The organism is Alistipes megaguti (genome assembly GCF_944320325.1).
GTDB classification, from domain to species: domain Bacteria; phylum Bacteroidota; class Bacteroidia; order Bacteroidales; family Rikenellaceae; genus Alistipes; species Alistipes megaguti.
This window is the reverse complement of sequence record NZ_CALUHA010000035.1, coordinates 1-24,726: the sequence shown is the minus strand read 5'-3', so window position 1 is coordinate 24,726 and position 24,726 is coordinate 1. Positions and strand designations below refer to the sequence as shown.

The 24,726-nt window shown below is 57.0% G+C and carries 13 protein-coding genes and 1 tRNA gene; 12 read left to right on the top strand and 2 right to left on the bottom strand.

All coding sequences use genetic code 11. From position 1 onward, the window contains the following. Positions 1-316: 316 nt before the first annotated feature. The 3 genes from PUQ42_RS08800 (at position 317) to PUQ42_RS08790 (ending at position 2,151) form a co-directional block, all read left to right on the top strand. Entirely contained in the window at positions 317-607 is a 291-nt protein-coding gene (locus PUQ42_RS08800; protein WP_273373043.1) for a hypothetical protein, read from the top strand. Between the two features lie 231 nt (positions 608-838). Continuing rightward, positions 839-910, top strand: a tRNA-Thr gene (locus PUQ42_RS08795). Between the two features lie 512 nt (positions 911-1,422). After that, positions 1,423-2,151: a hypothetical protein gene (locus PUQ42_RS08790; protein WP_122119951.1), complete on the top strand. Its 729-nt coding sequence runs from the start codon at positions 1,423-1,425 to the stop codon at positions 2,149-2,151. A 496-nt stretch (positions 2,152-2,647) separates the two neighbouring features. On the opposite strand, the gene PUQ42_RS08785 is transcribed toward PUQ42_RS08790, so the two are convergent. After that, a complete protein-coding gene (locus tag PUQ42_RS08785; protein ID WP_273373041.1) occupies positions 2,648-6,778 on the bottom strand; it encodes a response regulator in 4,131 nt (1,376 codons plus the stop codon). A 76-nt stretch (positions 6,779-6,854) separates the two neighbouring features. Further along, positions 6,855-8,144 carry an MFS transporter gene (locus PUQ42_RS08780; RefSeq protein WP_420534958.1) on the bottom strand — a complete coding sequence of 430 codons (1,290 nt, stop codon included), beginning with the start codon at positions 8,142-8,144 and terminating at the stop codon, positions 6,855-6,857. Positions 8,145-8,470: 326 nt separating this feature from the next. Between PUQ42_RS08780 and PUQ42_RS08775 the strand changes: the two genes are divergently transcribed. The 9 genes from PUQ42_RS08775 to PUQ42_RS08735 all read left to right on the top strand — a co-directional run. After that, positions 8,471-9,526 carry a glycoside hydrolase family 130 protein gene (locus PUQ42_RS08775; protein WP_273373039.1) on the top strand — a complete coding sequence of 352 codons (1,056 nt, stop codon included), beginning with the start codon at positions 8,471-8,473 and terminating at the stop codon, positions 9,524-9,526. A gap of 68 nt (positions 9,527-9,594) precedes the next feature. Then, a complete protein-coding gene (locus PUQ42_RS08770) occupies positions 9,595-10,164 on the top strand; it encodes a hypothetical protein (RefSeq protein ID WP_162992817.1) in 570 nt (189 codons plus the stop codon). A gap of 25 nt (positions 10,165-10,189) precedes the next feature. Beyond that, positions 10,190-13,480: a SusC/RagA family TonB-linked outer membrane protein gene (locus PUQ42_RS08765; RefSeq protein WP_273373037.1), complete on the top strand. Its 3,291-nt coding sequence runs from the start codon at positions 10,190-10,192 to the stop codon at positions 13,478-13,480. Positions 13,481-13,537: 57 nt separating this feature from the next. Further along, on the top strand, positions 13,538-15,325 hold the full coding sequence (locus PUQ42_RS08760) for a RagB/SusD family nutrient uptake outer membrane protein (protein ID WP_162992818.1): 1,788 nt from the start codon (positions 13,538-13,540) through the stop codon (positions 15,323-15,325). Between the two features lie 85 nt (positions 15,326-15,410). Continuing rightward, positions 15,411-17,507: a hypothetical protein gene (locus PUQ42_RS08755; RefSeq protein WP_273373035.1), complete on the top strand. Its 2,097-nt coding sequence runs from the start codon at positions 15,411-15,413 to the stop codon at positions 17,505-17,507. A 64-nt stretch (positions 17,508-17,571) separates the two neighbouring features. Then, positions 17,572-19,986, top strand: coding sequence for a glucosidase family protein (locus tag PUQ42_RS08750; RefSeq protein WP_122119959.1), 2,415 nt, complete (start codon positions 17,572-17,574; stop codon positions 19,984-19,986). Positions 19,987-20,013: 27 nt separating this feature from the next. Next, positions 20,014-21,753 carry a hypothetical protein gene (locus PUQ42_RS08745; RefSeq protein ID WP_273373033.1) on the top strand — a complete coding sequence of 580 codons (1,740 nt, stop codon included), beginning with the start codon at positions 20,014-20,016 and terminating at the stop codon, positions 21,751-21,753. A 232-nt stretch (positions 21,754-21,985) separates the two neighbouring features. Beyond that, the gene (lnt, locus tag PUQ42_RS08740; RefSeq protein WP_273373031.1) at positions 21,986-23,575 is read left to right on the top strand and encodes an apolipoprotein N-acyltransferase; all 1,590 of its coding nucleotides are present in this window, start codon (positions 21,986-21,988) and stop codon (positions 23,573-23,575) included. Between the two features lie 14 nt (positions 23,576-23,589). Beyond that, positions 23,590-24,726, top strand: a 1,137-nt coding sequence (locus PUQ42_RS08735; protein WP_273373029.1) for a bifunctional folylpolyglutamate synthase/dihydrofolate synthase, incomplete at its 3' end; no start/stop codon positions are given.

The window sequence follows — 24,726 nt, the reverse complement described above, 5'->3', positions numbered from 1 at the left end:
GGACTCCTAATTCATACGATGGGTAAGGTTGCCATCGCATTTTTATACCTTATTTTCAACTACTGATTCAAATTATTTGCAAATCCCATAAATTTTGACTATATTTATATCATAATCAAAGATTTAATCACCCCTATAAATTTTAGCTAAAATGAAAAGAAAAACACCAAGAATAGAATGAAAAACAGGAACGGAAATAAAAGAGGGCATGGAATTAGCCTATGTCGCCAAATCCGTAAGTTATGACGATGATTGTGTAATGACGCTCATTGTTGCCCGTAAAAAAGACAATCCTACACCCGTAGAGTTTTGATACATGTTTGCTTTGGATATAGATCCTGCACAACAAGTATCCATGACTTTTCAAAAAAGAGGACAAGGGTTTGCAGGCATGTCTTTTCTGCTAAATCCAGCAATCGAAATCCCAGCAATGGCGTTCCCCAATATCGTTACCTTTACAGAATCTACTGAAACCTTGAATATGTTTCAAGCACATATCGACAGCGATATGATTGTATTCGATTATACGACAAAAGAAGGCAACCCGAGTGTATTCAAATTCCCGTTGGCTGGCTTCAACGAGAAATATTTGGAACAGTTTGTATAAACACAAAAGCATCTGTCTATTTCCGAGAACAGACTTTGCAAGGAAAGGGCAAATACACCCCTTTGCAAAAGTTTGTCTCTATATAACCCACACCACACACAACCTACTATAAATAAGCCACTTATCATTAACCAGCTAGTAATTGCAGACAGCGATTGTTGGACACTTTGTTGGACACCGCACGGATTCCCATCTTTCGAACGACTGTAATCTATTGATTTTCAGTTGAAAGCCGAATTAGCTCAGCGGTAGAGCACTTCACTCGTAATGAAGGGGTCCCGAGTTCAAATCTCGGATTCGGCTCTCAAAAAGAGGTTGCACCTTTCGATGCAACCTCTTTTTTGTATCGCTACAGAAGCGCAAGAGCAAAAAACCTGATACCGACATAGCAGACTCGTTGTTAAACACCGGGATCGCTCTCCAACGACTTGCTCAATGTCGATTATCCCTCATCAGACCATGAACAACGTCCCGAATCCGGTCTTCTGACTATCGTATCTCCCCAACACAACGGGCAAGACGTTTTGTATTTTCCGCCGAATTCGCTACTTTTGCAATAACTCAATGACTGCATGCAGTTTATTATCACCAGACAAATGCAGGAAAATCGATCGAGAGAGAAGAATCGACGAACATATTACCCCGTCTGATTCATTCGTGAATGCAGTGTGGTTGCATTGCTTGTCTATTCTCCAGGTTTCCTTCGGCCTGCTTTGCTAAAAAATAAGCGTTCAGCACCACGCTTTCTGTCTCTTTAAACTCAAACCTTAACCGTCGTACAGGTACTGGGACGACAACCAAAACTGCGTACAACTATGAAAAAGTTGTTCTTTGTTGCGGCCGCTCTGTTTGCGGCAGTCTCTTTTTCGGCTTGTTCCGAGGAAGACGAGTCGAGCGGAAACGTTCCAACCGAAATGCGTTATGTGAAAACGATTACCATGGATCATGACGTTATCAATATTGAATATGACGATCAGCATCGAATCATAAAATTTGGAAATAATGATCTCGTTTATGACGGGAATACCGTCCTCATATCCCAATCCAAACGAATTCAACTGAACAATGCCGGCTATGTGACCGCAACGGAATCTTATGACGGATCCAGTCAGGCATACAGAACTGACGCAACATATGAATATGATGCCGAAGGTCAATTGATCGCAAGCAACTACAACTCCATCGTCGAACTCGGTTATCGCTACCGATGGGAAAACAGGAATCGTTATACCAGCTGGTCTACCGACAGCGAAGACTACGGCTATGTGTACAAAAACACCTACACGACCCTCAAAACGCCGCCCTGCAATCTGGACTTTTCCAACCCTAACAACTGGACAGAGGCATATGGTCTGCCGCTCGGCAAGCAATGCTCCAACCTGATCGAAATAGCCGAAACCTCCTCGAAAAACAGTGACTACATGGAGGGTTATCGATATGCATACGAATTTGACCAGGAGGGTTATATTTCGAAAATCATAGAAACCTGGTACGCTAACGGGAATGAGGATGAGGTAACTACTTATGAAATAAGTTATTATTGACGCACAAACAAGCAAAGACTGGCTTGCCGTAACCTTGTCAGGGTAAAATTTAATCCAATGACAGACTTCGTGAAAGGCAAATAAGATCCTTTTGCGAAGTCTGCCTCTTTTTATCTATCAAACAATCAAGCAATTCACTATTGTTTAACCACAAACAACACAGGCCGCCGTGTTACGCATTACGCCCGGCCCAGCCCCTTCGCAGCAGGCTGATTTACAATTGAATGCCGAATTAGCTCGGCGGTAGAAAACTTCACGGATCCCGAGTTCAAATCTCGGATTCAGCTCTCAAAAAAAAGAGGTCGCATCGAAATGCAACCTCTTTTTTGTGCCGTTATGCAAGCGAAAAAAGGACTCCCGAGCGCAAACGTCATACCTTTTGTGTATCCCGGAGCGTCCCATGAGTTCTGCCAAAATGGATCCACGCCACTCAACACAACCTTGCCGCATCAACACCCCTGCATGATCTCGGTATCGAAAATTCAAGCGACAACCATCAAACCCGATATTTTTTGGGCGAAACCCCAAACATCTTCTGAAACTCCCGGTAATAGTAGGATTTGCTGTTGAAACCGGCCATATACATGATCTCCTGAACCGTATGGCTCGTCGTTTTCAACAGCCGGGCCGTATAATTGAGACGTAGATTACGGATAAATTCACTCGGTGTCTCCCCCGTCAGCGCCTTGATGCGACGGTACAACTGCATTCGGCTTATCGCCAGCGAATCACAGATGAACGTCGGCGACAGATCCTCATTGTCGATATTGGCCTCGACCAAACCCGTAATCGACAACAGAAACTCTTCATCCTGACGGTTCACGACTACCCCGTCCAAAATATCCACCTGCGACAGACTCGAATTGTAGTAATCCTGCAGATCACTCCGGATCCCCAGAATCCGATGAACGACCGACAACAGATATTTCGGCGAAAAAGGCTTGCTCACATAGGCGTCAACTCCATTCTCATTCCCCGAAATAATATCCTCCATCGTATTCTTCGACGAAAGAAAGATGATCGGAATATGCTTCGTCAAAGGATTCGACTTCAACGTCCGAACCAGCGAAAAGCCATCTACCTCCGGCATGATGATGTCCGAAATGACAATCGAGGGACGCTTCATCTTCACGATCTCCAACGCCTGAGAGCCATTCGACGCCACCAATACCCGATAATAGGGCTTCATCGTATCCGACAACAGATCCCGCATGGTCGCCTCGTCATCCACAATCAAAACTATCGGTTTCGAATTGTCGATAAGTTCAGCCTGCGAAAACTGTAAGGCTGCGGACTCTTTCTGCACCGTAGTGGTACCAGTCGGTTCCGCTACCGCACCGGTCGGTTCCGAAACCGAAATATCCGGAGCTGAAGAGGACTCCGAACTCCGCTCCAAAGAATCCGAAGCACCCTCCAATGAATCCTCTCCGGAGGTTTCCGTGAGTTCCAAACGCGGGAAGAACAACTCGAAACTCGTCTGCTCATGCTCGACACTCGTAACCGAAATGTCTCCGCCAAGAGCCGTAACCAGGCTCTTCGTCAACGCCAGCCCGATCCCCGTACGGTTCAACTGACCCTGAGCCGCCCGCGTCTCGATATTCTCCAGAATCTTGAAACGGTCGAAAATCTCGCCGAGCTTCTCCTGCGGAATCCCCGCCCCCGAATTCGTAATGCCGATATTCAACCGATCCTCCACAACTCGCATCGACAACGTGATCCAACCCTCCTCCGGCGTATACTTGAACGCATTGGAGAGCAGATTGAACAGAATCTTCTCCATCGCATTGCGATCCGTCGGCCACATCAACGGATCGGGAACATCCAATGTCAGCGTAATCCGCTTCTGCTCGCCCAGCAATTCGAAATTGTCACATACGTAACCCACCAGTTCCGGCAGGCAAACCGGCTCGATCCGCAACTTGAGGTGATCGGTCTCAACCTTGCGGAACTCCATCAGATCGTTGATCAGGTGAAGCATCCGATCAACACTCATCCGAATGATGTTCAGATACTTCTTCACATAGGCGTCATCACAGTACTCCAGCAGGCGTTCACAGGGCGCGTAGATCAACGACAACGACGTACTGAACTCATGCGTGATGTTCGTGAAAAAACGGAGCTTCGCCTCGTGAACCGTCCGAAGATGGCGGTTCTCAATCCGCTCGAGGACTATCGCCTGATTGAGCCTCAACCGGTTGCGGATGATCTCATAGATGATCCAACCGATGGCGCCACCCAGCAGCACATAAAAGACGATCGCCGTCCAGCTGCCCCACCACGGCCGTCGGACCACAATATCCAGCACATACGGATCCGGATTCCAGACCTTGTCGCCGTTCGTCACTCGAACCTTCAACTGGTAACGGCCCGCCGGCACGTTGGTGAAACTGACCCGGTTGTTGGTTCCGTTGTAGACCCAGTTGCCGGAGAAATTCTCCATCAGATAGCTGTACTCGCACCGTTCGCTGGCAATGTAGTCCAACGCCACCAGATCGAAGGAGAAGAAGCGCTGATTCCAGTCCAGCACCAGTGTCTGACGCCCCTTGCGCATCTGGAGACAATCGTGAAGATTGACCCGATTGCCCGAAATGGCAAATCCGGTGATGTCGATCCGGGGTCGGAAGGTTCGCCGGCTGATCTCGTGCGGCGAAAAGTAGTTCAAGCCCTTGACGCCGCCCATGAAGACATACGACGAATCCGCACTCAAAAGGTAGGCCCCATCCGAAAACTCGTCGCTCTGAAGGCCGTCCGACCGGTAAAAATTGCAGAATTCCCCCGTCGTGACATCCAGCATCGACAACCCCTTGTTGGTCGAAAGCCACAGCTGTTCTCCCGTGGCAACGATCCCGTGAACCGTATTGTTGGGCAGGCCGTCACGGCTCGTATACGACCGGAAACCCCGCTCCAAATGGTCCAGCGACAGGCAATTCAACCCGTAGCTGGTCCCGATCCACAGATTGTGCACAGCGTCAACGGTCAGCGACAGCAGGTCGTTGTTGTTGATACTGGATGCTTCGTCGGGTTCGTACTGCCACGAATCAAACCGGCGGTCAGAGAGCGAAAACCGGCACAATCCGCCGCCCCGCGTCGCCAACCACAGGTAATCTCCCTCCCGGACGATCGAATAGACGATATTGCTGCTGATCGCCCGCGGATCGGTCTTGTCCATCATATATTTGCCGACACGCTGCAGGCGATACTCTCCGTTCGAATAGGAAACCTGTAACTCGACAAGCCCGTATCCACTCGTTCCCAGCCAAATCCTGCCGCCGGCCGGATCGGCATAAATCGCATAGATCGAAGCAAAGGTCTCGGCCGGATCGACCCCTCGCAGCATCTGCATCCGACCGCTCTTCAGATCATAAATCCCCAAGCCCCTGGCATCGGTACCGACCAGAAGCTCCTCGCCGAAACCCTTCGCCAGCGAGAAAATATGGTTGTTCTCCACGGCAATCGGCTGCATCCGACGGAGTTTGGGCGTATCAAAGTGTTCGATACGGATCAGACCGTCGCCCTTCATCCCCACATAGAGCGTCTTACCGTCGAGATAGAAACAACGGACTATTCCTCCCGACAGATTCTCGTCGGGAGCCTGCGACATCGGTCCGATCAAATGAAACTGCTTCGCATCGTAGTAGGTCTTCAATACCCCCATGCCGTCTGTCCCGATCCAGACCATCTCCTGCTCCGTGGCGAGGATCGAAAAGACCGGAACCTTCTGAAAAAAGGTATCCGTACAGACAAAACCATCACCCTGTGGCTGATACGTATCGACGCCTCCATGGGAATAGGGTACAACCAGATTGCCGGATTCGGTATAGACCGGCGTCCCGACCATTCCGCGGTCCGTCCCGCTCGGAGACTCCAGCGGAATCTCCCGGACACGGGGCATCGCCCCGTCCCGGGTGAAAAGCTCGAAGAGCCGCCCTTCGTTCGTCGTCACGAAGACCGAACACTCCGTCGCCCGGCGAATATCCCGGGCTGTCGCCCCCTCCAAATCAACCGGTTGAGCCTCGCTGATCGAAATCCGTCCCTCCTTCACGCGGTACGGAGCGCAGAAGAGCCCGTGCGTAGTCAGAATCCACAACTGAGAATCCCGCCCCGCACAGATCCGCCGGATATCGAACGTATTGAGCCGCGGTATGACAATCGGATAGAATTCATCCTCCTCCTCGGAAAAACCCGCCAAACCCCACTCATAGACCGAGCAGACCAGTACCCCCGATGCCGTGGTAATCGAATAGGCATTCTCGATCGAGGGGACCAAACTCTCATAACCCAGGTAATAGCGCCGGATCCGGTTCCGGTCGAGATCCATCCGGTTGATGCCGTGGTCGGTCGCCACCCACAGAATTCCGTCACGCTGTTCGAGAATGTCCCGGACCCGATTGCTCGAAAGACTGTTCGGATCGCCCGGATCGTTGTTGTAGCAGACCATGTTGGTCCCGTCGTAGCGATTCAGCCCGTCCCAGGTGCCGAACCACATGTAGTTCCGCGAATCCCGGAAAATAACGTTGACCGAACTGTTCGAGAGACCTTCATCGTTTGTTATCCGGTCATATAATATCCTGGCAGCCAGGCTACTCTGTGCAACCAGAGACAACAAAACAACGAAGAGATATTTCATATCCGTTGGACTTTACACAACAAATGTATACAAAAACCCCTTGTTCCGCAACAGATACCGAACCCCGGATCCGAATCTATCGCCGACTGCACTCCCGATCAATGTTGCGGGCAATAACATAGGCCAGAAGCTGCAAAATGCCGATTATCAGCAGCGCATAGCGCAGTGCAAAGGTCTCCGATACGAAATTCGCCAGAATCAGAAACAGTCCGCAGCCGAACAAACGGCCGATATAGAGTCCGAACTCATGCGACAGGATATAGGTGAACTCGCTGCGCTGTTCCGATTTCGAGACGATGTCGATGACCCGGAACTGAATCGGGAAATAGGCAATGTCGATCAACGGCCGGCTCAATACCAGGCACAACATGAAGATGACCACTCCGACCGACGAATAGAACCAGGCGTTGAAGAATCCCCCCAGAGCAAACAGAACGAGACCGACGGCCAGAATCGGCAACCGATCCTTGGGCAGCGATACCCGGCCCAGGATATAGAGCAGAATGGCCGACAAGATCGCCCCCACGGACTGAACCGTTCCCAGCGTGGCTTCGTTCCCCACGAGCGTCATGATCAGCATCGCCGGAGCCGTCACGATGTAGCCCTGGGCGATCCCCTTCAGGGCCGCAAGTCCGAGAAGCTTGTTCCACAGCCGCTCGAAGCGAAAAAAGAGGAAGGGTTTGTTCTCCGGATTCTGGAACTTGCCCCTGAAGATGACGAACGAGGCCAGAATGGTAATCAGAAAGACGGCGATCGTAATGATCCGATAGGCCATGTTGACCTCTCCGCCGAACCATCCGTTGTGCTCGGTGGCACCGATGAAGGCACCGATCAGGTAGGGAACCCCGACACCCGTAATCGTATAGAAAAAGGTTTCAAGCCCGTAATAGTAGTTCCGGTTGTCGTCGTTGGTCGAATCCAGGGCCAGGAAATCCCGATTCGACCAGAAAAAACCGTACGACAGACCCATCACCAGACCCGCTACCACGACTCCCGTCGTATCGAGATCCGAAAGCGTCATCATGATGCTCATCGAGATCCCGCTCAGAAGCATGCCGAACGAATAGAGCGTCGCAATCCGGAAACGGCGCAACAAAAATCCATTGATCAGGAACGTGATCGGAATACCCGTATAGCTGGCCAGCTGAAAGCAGACAACCAGCGTCGAGTCGGAACTGTTGCGCATGATGTAGGCGCCGATGAACATCTCGACGACCGGCAGAACCAACGAATAGAGCAGATTCGTGATCAGCAGGACCCGCATCCCGTGAGGGTAGGTCTGGAAGTGGCGGAATTCGGAGGTCAGTTTCGAGACAAGCCCCTTCCGGGGATTGGAAGGGAGGACCCCTTGTTGCGAAGGTTTCATAGGTTCATTCAGGTTTTGATTATGACAAATTTATACCCTTTTATCCGACGGAAGGTATCTTATTTGCACGGAAAGGTACCCTTTTTCATCTTCGCCCCAGCCTCAAAACAAGACATTGGCCCACAACGCATTAAGCAAAAACAGGGATCAACGGGGTTTAACGGCCGGAAACGGACCGTGCGTCAAAATGCAAAATGAGCGTACCTTTTCGAAAAGCGTGAGTAACTTCCGCCGTTTCGCTTTTCGTAATTTTGTTTTGGTCAAAAAGCCCCTTACAACCGGGCCCGAAGACCGCAAAACAAACCGTAGAAACCTAAAACAAGCCTATGAGAAACCTTGCCTCCCGATTCCCGGAGAATCCGATTCTCCGACCCGGAGATCTGGCCCCGAGCAGCCCGGATCTGACCATCGAATGCCTGCTCAACCCCGGCGTTTTCGAATACGACGGCCGCGTCTGGATGTTGCTGCGCGTCGCTGAACGTCCCCGGCAAAAGGAGGGGATCATCTCCTTCCCGATCAACGACCCCGAACGGGGAATCTCCATCATGGAGATTCCGACCGACTCTCCCGACCTCGATACCTTCGATCCTCGGGTCATTAATTATAAAGGTAACGACTACCTCACGACCCTCTCCTATCTGCGCCTCGTCTGCAGCGACGACGGCGTCCACTTCCGGGAGCCCGAGGGCTTCACCCCCATCTTCGGGCAGGGCCCCTACGAAACCTACGGCATCGAGGACTGCCGTGTGACAAAAATCGACGACACCTTCTATCTGACCTACACCGCCGTATCGGCAAACGGCGTCGCCGTGGGCATGATGTCGACGAAAAACTGGCACCAAATCAAACGGCATGGATTAATTTTGCCCCCTCACAACAAGGATTGCGCCCTGTTCGGACGCCCCGTCAACGGCAAATACTACATGTTCCATCGTCCCTCAAGCCCCCAGATCGGCGGTAACTACATCTGGATTGCCTCCTCGCCCGACCTCATCCATTGGGGCGAGCACCGCTGTATTGCCCGCTCCCGCAAGGGCATGTGGGACAGCGTCCGTGTCGGAGCCGGAGCCGCTCCGATCGAAACCCCCGCCGGATGGCTGATGATCTACCACGGCGCCGACGAACGGAACCGGTACTGTCTCGGAGCCATGCTCCTCGACCGGGAGGACCCCGGACGGGTCCTGGCCCGCTCCACGGAACCCGTCATGGAGCCCGACATGCCCTACGAACAGACCGGATTCTTCGGAAACGTCGTCTTTACCAACGGACAGATCGTACGCGGCGACGAAATCACCATCTACTACGGCGCCTCCGACGAGGTCATCTGCGGAGCCAGACTCTCCGTAGCCCGAATCCTCGAACAACTCGGATTCCCGCTCTGAAAGCGCTCTCCCCAAAACGTTCAAACAACTCAAACAACCTAATATCAACCCTAAAACCAACTGAAACGATGAAAGGAAAATTTTCCGCTTTTCGGTTTGTCCTGTTCGGAGCTGTCTCTTCCCTGTTGTTCTCCTGTGACAAAGAGGCTCCGGCAGAGTATTATCCGCCCGTGCTGACGGTCGGGTTCGAGGACACGAGCGACTACACGATGTCCAACGACGAAGCCAATCCCGAAGGTGGCGCCGACTCAACCTATGTCCGGATCTTCAAGATCATCAGCGACAACCGCAACGAAGCCGTCGGCGTCGATGTCTATTTCGACCTGCTCTCTCCCGAAACGGAGAAAACCGACACCACGGCCATCAACGACTTCATCCGACTGATGAACCCTATCCTGCTGAAGGACACCGCGCTGCCCGACGGAACCCATCAGAACAGATGGAACGGAAGCCGGGCGCTGATCGACAAGGGAACCCAGCAGACCGCCGTCATGATCCGAACCATCGACAAGGTGATCTCCCAGGAGAAAGAGACCTCCTTCATCCTCTCCATCCTCCCGGACCGCAACGTCCCGACGCGCTACACGGTGGACCCCGACCACAGCCGGAAAAAGATCACGGTGCGCAACAACAAATAACCCACTCTTAGCCTGAAACACTACCATGAGAACGATCATAAGACTATTCCTTTCCGCTTGTCTCTCCCTGGTTGCTGCGGCCCTCTTCGCCCAGCAGGGCAATCAGGTCATTACGGGAACCATCGTGGATGAAAAGGGTGCTCCCGTACTCGGCGCCACGATCATCGCAGACGGAACTACCGCCGGCACCACCAGCGACGCCCAAGGAAAATTCTCCCTCTCGCTGCCCAAAAAGGCAAAAGCCATCACCGTGTCGTATATCGGCATGATCACCAACAACATTCCGATCACCACCGCCACCGACTACAAAATCACCATGCGCGAAGATGCCCAAAGCCTCGATGACGTCATCGTCGTCGGTTACGGCTTCCAGCGCAAAAGCGACCTGACGGGTGCCGTCGCATCGGTCAAGGCAAAGGATATCACCGGACGGATGGTTTCGATCGAACAGGGCCTCCAGGGCCGTATCGCCGGCGTACAGATCACACAGTCGGAGGCCTCGCCCGACGGCGGCCTGAGTATGGTCATCCGCGGTTCGAACTCCGTGATCGGCGGCACCGAACCCCTCTACGTCATCGACGGCATGCCCATCTCCGGCGGAAACTCGATGGTCAAAGGCCCGACCGACACCTTCGGCCCCACGGGTGACCTGCAGACCATGACCCAGCCGGCCAACATGCTCAGCTTCCTCAACCCCTCGGACATCGAATCGATCGAGGTGCTCAAGGATGCCTCGTCGACGGCCATCTACGGTTCCCGCGCCGCAAACGGCGTGGTGCTGATCACCACCAAACGCGGATCGAAAGGATCCACCCGCGTAACGTTCGATGCCTCGATCGAAGTCTCGAACGTCTCCCGGACCTGGGACCTGCTCGACGCCGCCGAGTATGCCGAACAGAAGCAGACGCAACACCTCATCAGCCGCATCCTCGGCGAAAACATGACCTATGAGGAGGCCTTGCGCGACATGCCCTACTCGGGTCGCTACAGCGGCGAACTCAACATGAACTGGACCCCCTCGGACAATGCCGGAGGCGATGGCGCATACAGCCCTACGCCCGAGGACTTCCGAAGCGGAAGAGTCGCCTCGACCGACTGGCAGGACGCCGTGCTCAGAACCGGAATCAGCCAGAAATACTCGCTCTCCATCTCCGGAGGAAACGACCGCGTGAACTACTACGTCGGAGCCGGCATGGACGATATCCAGGGTGTCATCGTAGGATCCGAGTTCAAGCGATACACGATCAACTCCACCCTCGACGCCAAGATCTGGAACTGGCTCAGCGTCACGAACTCCTTCAACGCCGCCTACACGAAGAGCAACCGCTCGCAGACCGGAAACATCCAGTCCGGCGACTCGCGCGGCGTCATGATGGCCGCCGTCATCTACGATCCGACCCAGCTGATCTCCGGAAACCGCTACGAAATCGAGAACGGACTGCTCATCAACAGCGACGACCCCTACACCGCCGCAACTTCCTGCATGGATATCAACACGGTATATACGGCCATGGACAACGTCGCCCTGAACTTCAACCTGGCCAAGGGGCTGAAGGCCAAGATCACCGGAGGTGTCCGCTACTCGCAGAACGTCCGCGACATCTACAACCCGAGAACCTCCAACCGCTACTGGGATGCCGCCGGACAGGGATATGCCCTCTACGGCAACAACACCGACATGTACGTCATCAACGAAAACCTGCTCCTCTACACCAACAGCTTCGGCCGTCACACGATCGACGCCACGGCTGGTTTCACCCAGGAGGCCAGCTGGGGTGACGCACACACCGCTTCGGGCAAGGGTTTCCTGAACGACTACAACCAGTATCACGTACTCGGATCGGCCACCACGTTCTACAACCCCACCTCGGACTACTACAAGACGGGAACGCTCTCCTGGCTCGGACGTATCAACTACAACTACGACGACCGTTATCTGGCCACGGTTTCGTTCCGTGCCGACGGATCCTCGAAGTTCGGAAAAAACAACAAATGGGGCTATTTCCCCTCGGCCGCATTCGCATGGCGTGTCAATCAGGAGCAGTTCATGCAGAACGTGAAGGTCATCTCCAACCTCAAGCTCCGCGCTTCGGTCGGCCAGACCGGTAACCAGGGCATCTCTCCCTATCAGTCGCTCTCGGCCCTCACCCCCGGAACCTATCCCGTCAACGGCAAGCTGGAGAACACCTACCAGCTCGGATGGACCATGCCGAACCCCGACCTGAAGTGGGAAACAACCACGCAATACGACCTGGGACTCGACCTCGGCTTGTTCAACAACCGGCTGACCTTCACGGCCGACTTCTATCTGAAGGACACCGACGACCTGCTGCAGAATATCACGCTGGCCTCCAACACCGGATACTCCTCCGTACTCATGAACGCCGGATCGCTCCGCAACAAGGGTGTCGAACTCTCGCTCACGGGCGTGATCTGCAACCGCGAATTCTACTGGTCGATGACCGGAAACTGGTCCACCAACCGGATCAAGGTCCTCTCGCTCGGCGGCATGGAGAGCTATCCGGGCCACTACGTCTGGGGCTGGGCAAACTACCCGTTCCCGATCACCGTCGGACACCCGCTGGGCGAAATCTGGGGTTACAAGATCACCAACGTCATGAAGACCTGGGAGCAGCGCAAGAATGCCGCCAAGGACAACCCCAACATGATCTGGGCCGACGACCCCGTCACCGGAGAGAGCACCTATGTCGGACAGTTGGGCGAGTACGACTTCGAGAAGGACGAGAACGGTTACATGAAGAAGACCGTCCTCGGAAACACCAACCCCAAGTTCATCTTCGGTCTGAACTCCACGATGACCTACAAGAACTTCGAACTCTCGTTCTCGCTGGCCGGCGCAATCGGCCAGGACATCCTCAACCTGCAGATGATGCCCGGATTCGAATACACCTACCGCGTGCATGACTACGCCGACGAACGTTGGATCCCCGAAGTCGTCGACCGCAACGGCCGCGTCGTATTCAAGGACAACGGAAAGAACGGCAATATCCTCGAATCGGTCAGCGGAGGCGCCAACTACGGCGAAAACACCTACAGCCAACAGGTCGAGGACGGATCCTGGATCAAGATGAAGAACATCACGCTGGCATACACCTACCGATTCAAGAAGCCCAACTTCTTCATCTCCTCGATCCGACCCTACATCTCGCTGAACAACGTCTTCTGCATCGACAACTACTCGGGCCTCGACCCCGAAGCCAGCGTCTTCGGCCAGGATCCCACCCGCCGCGGCGTCGCCTTCAGCGAATACCCCATGTCGTTCACCGCTTCGTTCGGCGTCAACCTCGTTTTCTAAGTCCCCCTCCTAATTCTTCAGACAACCATGAAAACTTTTCAGAAAACCATACTGCGAATGACAATGGTCCCCGCCATCTTCATGACGGCGTGCGTCTCGCTGGACGAGGAGCCTCTGACATTCATCACCCCCGAACAGTTCTACCAGTCCGAAGCGGATGCCAATGCCAGCTGCCTGGGCCTCTATTCGGAACTCTACCATTCGCGCGAAATCTGGGTCCACACCACTCGCGGTGTCGAGGCCAACAACCACGACGGACGTATGCGCGACGCCAACCTGGTCGAACCGCTGGCCACCTCCGACGACATGTCGACCCTCTGGCAGAGCTACTACCACCTCGTACGCATGTGCAACTCGACCATCGACGGAATCTCGGCCTCCAGCCTGCGCGACGACATCAAGGCCAAATACATCGGCGAAGCCAAGGCGCTGAGAGCTTCGGCCTACCTGCGTCTGGCCAAAAACTGGGGCGATGTCCCGATGAGACTCACCTCGCAGGTCGAGGACAGCTACTGGGAACTCTCGCCCATGAAGGATGTCTACAACCAGGTCTTCGCCGATCTGAACGATGCCCTCTATACGGTCTGGGGCGTGGGTGAGAAGAAGGCCGAACGCGTCGATCAGGCCGCCGTACGCTTCATGATCGCCGATGCCGCCATCACCATCGCTCAATCGGCCCGCAGCTATCGTTCCGGAGATCCCGACGCCGCAGCCCTGAAACCCTACGACGACGCCTTCGGCGACCGGATCGACGAGCTCTTCGAACTGGCTCACAAACATCTGGACACCCTGATCAACCAACAGTCCTATTACAAGCTGACCGATACGAAAACCAGCCGCTGGATCGACATGTTCGGCCGAACGGCCGACGGAACCGACAATACGGCCAACTCAACCGAAATCGTCCTCCGCACGGCAACGATCCCCGTGACCTATACCGGCGGAACGAGCAGCGTACCCTCGGTCTCCAACTACCTCCCCTCGAGCGACGGCGGCACCGCGATCCGTCCGACCTACGAATATGTCGCTTCGTTCGACAAGGATGATATCCGCCGCAACGAAGGCTTCATCTGGTACTACATCGAAGAGCAGACACTCGAAACTGAAACGATCTACCACCTGCCCTATCGCCAGTTCGGAAATGAGCCCTACGTCGAGCTCGGATACAGCTTCGCACAGCCCACGCCCGGTTACGCCGACTATCCGAACATCGATCTCGGCGAGCGCTGGGACGACCGCAAGCAGGAGTATACCGCCAGCGACGGTCACAAGACGATCATCTTCTTCGACCCCGGATTCCGCACCCCCTATTGCGGCAAATTCTATGACAAGTCGTGTACGTCGGGAGCTCCGGCCATCTCGGTGCCCGTCTACCGCATGGCCGAGGCCTACCTCATGTTCGCCGAGGCCGAGGCTGCCCTGCACGGCGTGACGGATCTGGCCGTCGACCACCTGAACGCCATCCACTCCCGGGCCTTCAAGAATCCCGAGGCCCACACCTTCACGAAAGCCGACTTCGCCGATCTGAACGATTTCAACCGGGCCCTGCTCGACGAATACATCTGGGAATTCGCCCTCGAGAACAAGAGTTTCTTCGCCTGCATCCGCATGGGCAAGCTCCAGGAGCGAATCGCCAAGGTGGTCAGCACGTATGCTCCCAAGTTCGAAGCCTATGACGGTCCGGTTCTGGGCGTCGAGGCCGGAATCGACGATCAGGACCAGTACCAGTATGCCCTGCGCCAGCGCAAGACCCGCGGCACGGACCAGTACTGGCTGCTGTATCCCTATCCGGGCGAGGGAGAGCTCAACGACGCGCTCGACGGCCATACCCGCATGAACTACTAACAATCCAACAACAAACCGGGAGGAGAACCCTCCTCCCGGTTTTTTTAACCACGCAACGACTGCAACAGACAACCGTTTTCCTCGCATGAAAAAACTCATTATCGCCGTGGTCGCGACCGCGATGTGCGCCCCGCTCTGCGCCCAGAAAAAGATCGACCGGGTACGCTTCATGCCCGACATGCCCTCGCCGTACGTACTGCGGGACTGGCGGCAGGTTGCCAAAGACTATGACGATTTCGTCTTCTCCTTCCAGACCGAAGGTGAGCACTTCCCCATCAACCGATGGGACGACAGCCGGCAGAATTTCAAGGGCCGGAGCTTTTCGATGGTCTCCTACATCGGAGCCCCGGGCGGCGACGAAGGAATCAACAACATGGCCGCCGTTGTGAGCGCTTCGCTCGTGGGTATCGACAAGAGCCGGCAGAACGGACACAACTTTGTCGAAATGTGCCAGAAATGGTTCAGCTCCGACAACGGAACCAACCTCTACTGCAACAACCCCTCGTCGGACAGAAGCTGGGAGCGGATCATGGACTGGTACGCCTCGCTTCCCAACATGCTGGCCTTCCAGCTCAACGATCTCTACCCGGGGGTCGGTGAACTCTCCTCGCAGGTGATCGAAATCGCCGACTTCTACGTCGGAATCGCCGACAAACTCGAACGTGACGACCGGTCCGGCGCAAAGAACCCCAACATGCAGCGGGATCTCGGGGCGGCCGTCGCCTGGATCGAATACATGGCCTGGACCATCACCGGCGAACGAAAATACCTCCAGGCCGCGGACAAAGGCATCGAATATCTGCTCAGAAGCGAGGTCAGCCCCCTGTACGAGATGCTGCTTCCCTACGGCGCCTACGTCGCCGCACGGATGAATGCCGAACTCGGCCGCACGTACGACGTCACCCGTCTGCTGAACTGGTGTTTCGACGGCTCACCCCTTCCGCGCCACGGCTGGGGCGTCATCGCCGACCGCTGGAACGGATACGACATGCACGGTCTGCAGGGCAGCATCACCGACGGCGACGGATACGCCTTCGCCATGAACACGTTCCAGATGGCAGGAGCTCTCACCCCGCTGGTCCGCTACGACAAGGGGTTCGCCCACGACATCGGCAAATGGATGCTCAACGTGGCCAACAACTCCCGCATGTTCTACGCCAACGCCTACGGTCCTGATAACCAGTCCAATCCAAAATGGACCGCGACCTACGACCCCCGGTCGGTCATCGCCTACGAGGGGGTACGCAAATTCAAGCGCGGTTGGGACACGGCCCTCGCCGATGTCCGGACTCCCCGCGGAAAGCGTCTCGCGGGTGATTGGCGCGACACCCGCTACAAGGCCGAAAGCCCCGTCCGGACCGAGACCTTCGTCGAAACCCGGCACCGCGGCCAAAACGCCCTCGAACACGTCTGGGAGCTGAATCTGCCGGAACAGGTGCCCGATCGCTGGCTTGTGGTCGCCGCCGAGGCCCTCGGCGGAAACAACGGAAACGACTTTTGCTTCTCGATCGCCGAGAAACCCGACGGACCGTTCAAGCCCCTGCTGACCGTCAAGAAGGTCCCCGAAACCGACCGCCCGATCTATGCCCCCGTGCCCCGCGGATGGAAACACCTCTTCGTCAAGGCGGAAAGCACGGCTCCCGGCTCGACACGCCAGGCCGACACGCTCCGTGTCGATGCCCTGGGCGTCACCTACAAGAGTGACGTATCTCCCTATGCGACCGGAGACTTCGTCGTCTCGTTCGTGGCGCTGATCGACAACTACACGGTCCCCATCGTCTGCTACCGTCCGGAGGAGGCTGCTACGGATCTCGGACTCTACGGCAGTTCGCACGTCGGGATCCTCGGCGGACTGATCGAACCCACCGATGTCGAGGGGATCCTGCGGCTGGACCTCCTGCGCACGGATTACTACCACGCCGAAGCATTCCCGAGCTACCTCTACTACAACCCCTGCGACCGGGATTGCGCGGTGAGTGTCGAGGTCGGCGACCGGCGAACCGACATCTACGACACGGTATCGTCCCGCTTCGTGGCCGAAGGCGTCTCCGGCACCGCGAAGGTGACAATCCCCGCCAAAGGCGCCGCCGTACTGGTTCTGACCCCCTCCGGCGGAGTTCGCCAACGCGAGGGCGGACGGCTGCTCGTCGACGGAAAGATCGTGGACTTCGGATCCATCTGACGCCTCGGCAAACCCGCTTCCTGACAAACCGAACAATACCCGATGAACTTATAAAACAACGAACATGAACAAACTCAAATTCTTCGGAATATTCGCATTGCTGCAATTCGCCGCCCACGCCGAAACCTTCGCCAACGGCATCGACATCCAGGGTGCCGGCGACGCCCGGGAGGGCTACTGGGTGGACATCCGTTACGACGGAGAGGTCGTATCCACGTCGCGCAACGGCGAACTGGCCCTGCGTTTCGACAACGAGGACTACTCCCTGAGCGAGATCTTCAACCAGTGGAAAGCCACCGAAATCTCCCGCGAAGAGAACCGCATCACGCTCAGCGGTCGGCTGAGCCTCAAAACAATGACCACGGACGTCGACGTGCGCGTCATCTATGAACGGATCAACGACCATGTCGTCGAAAAACGGATCGAACTCCACCAAACCAACATTCCGCTGCTCTACTACCAGCTGACAACGGCACTGAACGCCCCCGAAAAGCCTTCGTCGTTCTGGTGCTTCGACGATGCCGACTTCCAGGGCGGCATCGCCCACGGAACCTATCCCGCCGCCGGATACATGGTCGACGGAAAGTGGGCCGTCGGTCTGCTCACCGATGCCGGCCACCGGAACCTCTGGACACAGAACGTCCGCCGGCGTCCATCCGACGGGCAGATCGGATTCCGGGCCATCAACGAGATCTGCGACGCGGAACTCTACCGGGTGGCAACCCCCGGCGAACGCCAAACGGGAGACTTCAGCGTCAAACTGACGCTGGGTGAGGTCTCCGACTTCAACCATCCGACCGGCCGCGCCCGCTACGACGTTCCGGCCCTGAACCTCTGGCGCTCCTACAACAACAAGTCCGAGGCGCACTCCGAAAACAACGGCATCTACACCCTCGAAGGCACCGCCCAGAGCGACGGCATCGCCGGATTCCGGCTGCCGTATCTGCTCCCCGACGGTTACTACACCCTCCGCTTCAAGCACCGTTCCGACCGGAAAATCGCCCTGCGCATGTGGAAGGGCGACAGCGTGTCGCCCTACGACGTACAGGGACTGCATTACCAGACCGACATTCCCTCATCATCCGAGGAGTGGGTCGAGCAGGAGGAGACCGTCTTCATCAGCAACACCGAAGGGGATCCGACCTGTCTGCTGATGGGTGTCTCGGGCATCCGCGAGGGAGAAGCCTACACCCTGCAGATCAAGGATCTCGAGGTCACGCGCCTGCTGCCCGAAAATCGGCCCTATCACCGGCTGGAACAGGGTGAGACCGTCGTGAAGCGGACCTTCATCTTCGTCAACGAAGCCCGCCCCACGCTGCACGACCTGCGTCTCAGCGCCCAGCTCCGGCTGGCCGAAGGTCTCGGCTTCGAAGGCAGTGACCCCGAAAAGTGCATCTATGCCTGCAACCAGATGCTGATCTGGATCGTCAGCCGCAACAACTTCAAACCACTCAGCGTACCGAGCATCAACTACGCCCCCGACATGTACAACAGAGACAGTTTCTGGTGTGTACTGGGCGGTTACGACCAGGAGCTCTGCGAAGAGACCTTCCGCATGTGGGGCGCCACGCAGAACGAAAACGGCACCATCGGCACCATCATCACCCCCTGCATGGGCAGCCAGGAGACCAAGGACAACGAGGCTACCATGGAATTCCTCTGGCTGGCACTGTTCAACCACCGTACCTACGGAACACCTCTCGACCGGGAGAAGATCCAAAAGGCCTTCGACTACATCATCCGCACGCACGACCCCGACGGCGACGGCCGCTGCACGGCCTGCTTCGTCCTCGGACAAAACGATGTGGTCAACTATCCGGACGGCACGCAGAATCTGGCCGTCAACCAGGGCATGTTCGCCGTCACGCTGCGCGTCGCCCGCGAACTGGGCATGCCGGTCGACAAACGTTACATCGCCCGCGCCGAGGCGCTCTACCGCGACTTCTACGACCCCGAGCGCGGCTATCTGATCGACAACCGGGATTTCCCCTATGTCATCTCCTTCAACTCGCTGCTCCCGGAGTTCGTCTCGCTGTGGCTCTTCGACCACCCGATCCTCACGTCCGAGGCCGTCTGCAAAACCCTCGACCGCTTCCCCGTGATCAAGGGCTGCTCGCCGATCATCTGCCACGTCGACAACATCTACTTCACCCGCGAGGACAAGCCCTTCAATCCCGACATGTACTGGGACAACGGAATCTACTACAACGGCGGCTCCTGGATCCGCGAGGAGGTCTGCGCCTACGTGGCCGGACTGAAGCACGGCTGGAAACCCGCCCTGAACCGCATCTCGGAACGCCTCGAAGCCGAGATTACCCGCAATCCCGACCAGCCCTTCAGCCACGAGTATCTCCCGCTGGACGATTCGCGCGAAGGCTGCTGGATCCCCAGCACCCGGGTTCATGCCTGGAACACCTTCGTGCTGCGGGCCCTCGAGGTCGCCGGACTCCGCCCGTACCAGGCCACAATCGGCCGATAACCGCTGTCTCCCCGTAAATACTTCGCCATGACTCAAGCCAAATACCTGCTTCTGACCGGTTCGGTGCTGCTGGCTGCCTGTGCGGCGCAGCCCGATCCCCGGCCCGAAAAACAGATCGACATCCCCCGCATCGAACAGATGCCCGATGCCCCGCAAAACTACCTGTTGCCCGACTGGGCCGCCATGACCCGGGATCTGGATGCCTACGTCTTCGATTTCAACGCCACGGGCGATTTCAGGCCTTTCATCTGGATCGACGACAGCCGGCTGAATCTTCCCATCGAAAGTTTCGGACTCTACACGGCCGTCGGCGACCGGCGACAGGGCCCCGCAAAGAACAACGGCGAACACCACGAGGCCATCTGCGTGCTGGGAGCCCTCAACGGTGCCACGCTCGCCGGCATCGACAAAAGCAACCAGAACGGATACGACTTCGTCCGCATGGCCCAGAACTACTTCAACTCGGCCACGAACTGGAACATCGTCCTGAACAACACGGGACCCGTCGCCGGTGCGCTGGGCGGAGGATACACCCGCGACTTCTGGTATGACGTCTTCCCGAACATGCTCTTCTACTCCATCGGCGCCCGCTATCCGGAGGTCGAGGGTGTCGATCCGATCATGCGCTCCATCGCCGAACAGTTCTGTCGCGCCGACTCGGTCATCCTGGCCACAAAGGGCGATTTCCACATGCGGGAGTTCGACTTCGGGAACATGCGCGTCGGCAATACGGAGCAGATGGTCCAGCCCGATGCGGCCGCCGGCTTCGCATACGTGCTCTACGGCGCCTACAAGAAATACGGCGATGAACGCTATCTGCAGGCGGCACGTTCAGCCATGGAGTCGCTGAACGCCGAAACCGAAAGCCCGTTCTACGAGGTGATCATGCCCTTTGCGGTCTACATGGCCGCCCGGATGAACGCCGAACAGGGCACAACGTACGACGTGACCAAATTCATGAACTGGACCTTCGACGGCGACTCCAAGAGCCGCCCGGGTTGGGGTGTGCTGACCGGGGAATTCGACGGTTACGAGGTGAATGGCCTCTGCGGAAGCACCAGCGAAAACTACGGTTTCGCCATGAATACCTTCGACCTGGCCTGGGCCCTCGTCCCGGCCGTCCGATACGACCAGGCCTACGCCCGCGCCATCGGCAAATGGATGGTCAACGCCGCAGCCAACAGCCGCTTCTACTATCCGCAATATGTCGCTCCAGAACACCAGGCGCTCGATCGTGACCGGGCCCTCGAAATCTCGAAGGGGCTGATCGCCTACGAAGGATTCCGCAGTCAGGACAAGTACGGCGAAAAACGGCTCGAAGGGGTTCGGGGCGTCGCCATCGGCGATGGGCCCGGATGGGTTGCCGGGAATCCGCCCGAAAGCATGCTGAGCCTCTACGGCTCGATGCACGTCGGCATCTTCGGAGCCATCATCGCCCCGACAAACGTCGAGAAGATCCTCCGGCTGGACTGCACGGCGGCCGACCTGCTGCCCGGACCGTGCTATCCGACCTACCTCTACTACAACCCCTGTCAAGAGGAGGCCCGGGTGGCCGTGACGGTCGACAAGGCGCTGCCCGGAGACAGATTCGACCTCTACGACATCGTCTCACGCCGGATCCTCGCCAAGCAGGCCGCTTCGGGTGACACCATCACGCTGCCGGCCGACTCCGCTGCGGTTATCGTCATCCTGCCGGCCGGTTGCGAGATCGTCCACCGCAACGGCAGAACCCTCGCCAACGGCATCGTCATCGACTACAAAGGGTGAAAACATCCACTCGGGACGGATCAACATCCCGAACAGCAAAATCAGAGAAAGCCCGAACCGGAATCCGGTTCGGGCTTTCCATCTTCGGGCCTGGACCACACCGCTCCGCTCCCGGCCGAAAAACAGCATATCCCCAATGCGGCCCGTCCGGACAATTCCCTGAAATATTTTGAAATCTCTTCCTATTTGACTACTTTTGCCCTCACAATTGCGGTCCTAAAAATCATACTCGATGTTGCGCAGATTTGCAGCGGTAATCCTTTCGGCCATCCTCCTCGCTCCGGGATGGCTCGGCGCTACGGGCTTCACGCTCTTCGCCGGACTCGTACCCCTGCTCTGGATCAGCGATTCGCTGAGCGCATCCCGTCGCGACTGGTGGCGGATGTTGGGGTGGGCCACGCTGGCATTCGTGCTGTGGAACGCACTGACCATCTGGTGGATCTGGTATGCAACGCCCGTCGGGCCCGTGGCCGCTACCGTCGCCTCGACGTTCCTCAATCTGATCGCTTTCATGCTCTTCCACACCGTCTCGAAGCGTGCCCACAAGGCCCTGGCCTACGTCACGCTCGTCACGGCCTGGATCACGACCGAATACTGGTACACCGTCGGCGACTTCTCGTGGCCCTGGCTCATCCTCGGAAACGGCTTTTCGCACGCGGTCTGGATGGTGCAATGGTACGAATACACCGGCGTCTTCGGCGGTTCGCTCTGGGTGCTGGTGGTCAACATCCTCCTCTTCGAAGCCTGGAAGGAGCGCCGCAATCCGCGCAAATGGGGCGCCGCGGCTGCAGCCCTGATCCTGCCGATGGGAGTGTCGCTGGCGGTCAGCGCCGGATGGAAGCAACCCGACGAGGGAACGGTCCGCGTCAGCATCATCCAGCCCAATGTCGACTGTTACGACAAGTTCCACGGCGACGCCGAACGGCAGGAACAGAATATTCTCGATCTGCTCGGACAGGTGCCCGACGACGCTCAGTTCATCCTGCTGCCCGAAACCGCCGTCCCGGGATATTACGTCGAACCCGCACTGAGCGACTTCCCCTGGAGCAGCGACGAGGCCGGGGTCTTCTGGCTGCAACTCACCGATTCGCTGCGCCGCAACCATCCCGACGCCCTGCTCGTCACCGGTGCCAACACCATCCGCCGCTACGCCCCCGGCGCACAGACCGAAACCGCCCGCCGCGACCGCTTCTCGAACGGGTACTACGATGTCTTCAACACGGCCGTGGGACTCGACTCCGCTGGCCGCATGCAACTGCACCACAAAGGCCGGCTGGTCATCGGCGTCGAAAACACCCCGACGTGGGTCTTCGACGTCTTGCGTTTCCTGGTCATCGATCTGGGCGGTGTCGTCGGGCAGATCGGAAAAGGAACCCACGGATCGGCCTTCGAGCATGACGGCGTCCGGGTCGGCCCGGCCATCTGTTACGAGGGACTCTACGGCGACTTCTACGGCGATTTCGTCCGCCGCGGCGCCCAATTCATGGCCATCGTCTCCAACGACGGCTGGTGGGGCGATACCCCCGGCTACAGGCAACGCTTCTCGATCTCGAGACTGAGAGCCATCGAGCACCGCAGGGCCATCGCACGCTCGGCAAACACCGGAGAGTCGGGTTTCATCTCTCCTACGGGAAAGGTCGGACAGACGCTCGGTTGGGAGGAACGAGGCATTCTCTCGGCGGAGGTGACCCTCAACTCGCAAATGACCTTCTACACCCGCTACGGAGACTTTGTGGCCCGCATCTCGGAGTATGTGCTGCTGCTCTGCCTCCTCTATTTCGCAGCCTACCGCGTCAAGCGACGAAACCATCTTGTGAAATAACTCATTTTGCTGTCATGAACTATAACCAGACTCTCGAATTCCTCTTTCAGTCGTTGCCCGCCTTCGAAACCCAGGGCGCAACGGGGTACAAGCCGGGATTGGAGCGGATCTCCGCATTCTGCCGACACATCGGAAACCCCCAGCGGAACTTCTTCACCATCCATGTGGCCGGTACGAACGGCAAGGGCTCCGTGGCACACATCATCGCCTCGGTGCTCCAACAGGCCGGATACCGGACCGGACTCTTCACCTCGCCCCATCTGATCGACTTCCGCGAGCGCATCCGCGTCGACGGCGAGATGATCCCCAAACAGAAGGTTGTCAACTTCGTCGACAAGCATCATGACAAGATGGTTGAACTCGAACTCTCGTTCTTCGAAATGACCGCGGCCATGGCTTTCGACTACTTCGCACAGAGCGACGTCGAGGTCGCCGTCATCGAAACCGGCCTCGGCGGCCGGCTCGATGCCACGAACATCATCGTCCCCATTCTGAGCGTCATCACCAACATCGGCCTCGAACACACCGCCCTGTTGGGCGACACCCTCCCGAAGATCGCCCGCGAAAAGGCCGGAATCATCAAGAAGAGCATTCCGGTGATCATCGGCGAAGCCGATCCCCGCTACAACGAGGTCTTCGAACAGATCGCAGCAGCCAACAAGTCGCGCGTGATCTATGCCGAAAAGGAGTTCCGCTGCGAGGAGCACCACACAGAGGGTGATTACCAGCACTTCCGGCTCCGCCGCACACGCGACAACCGGGAGTTCGATGCCGAACTCGATCTGAAGGGCGAATACCAGGTCCGCAACATCGTGACGGCTTCGGCCGCCGTCGACTTCCTCCACGAGGAGACCCCGCTGACGATCTCCCGCCGCGCCTATCTCGAGGGTCTGCGCAATGCGGCTGCCAACACCTCGCTCATGGGCCGCTGGCAGAAGCTGGGCGACGCCCCGCTGACGATCTGCGACACGGGGCACAACGCCCACGGAATCGCCTGGGTGGCCGAGCAGCTCCGCTCGACGCCCCACAGAGAGCTCTACTGCGTCATCGGATTTGTCCGCGACAAGGATCTGGCCCACATTCTGCCCCTGCTGCCGCGCGAAGCCCATTATCTCTTCACACAGGCCCGCTCCGAAAGGGCGCTTCCCGCC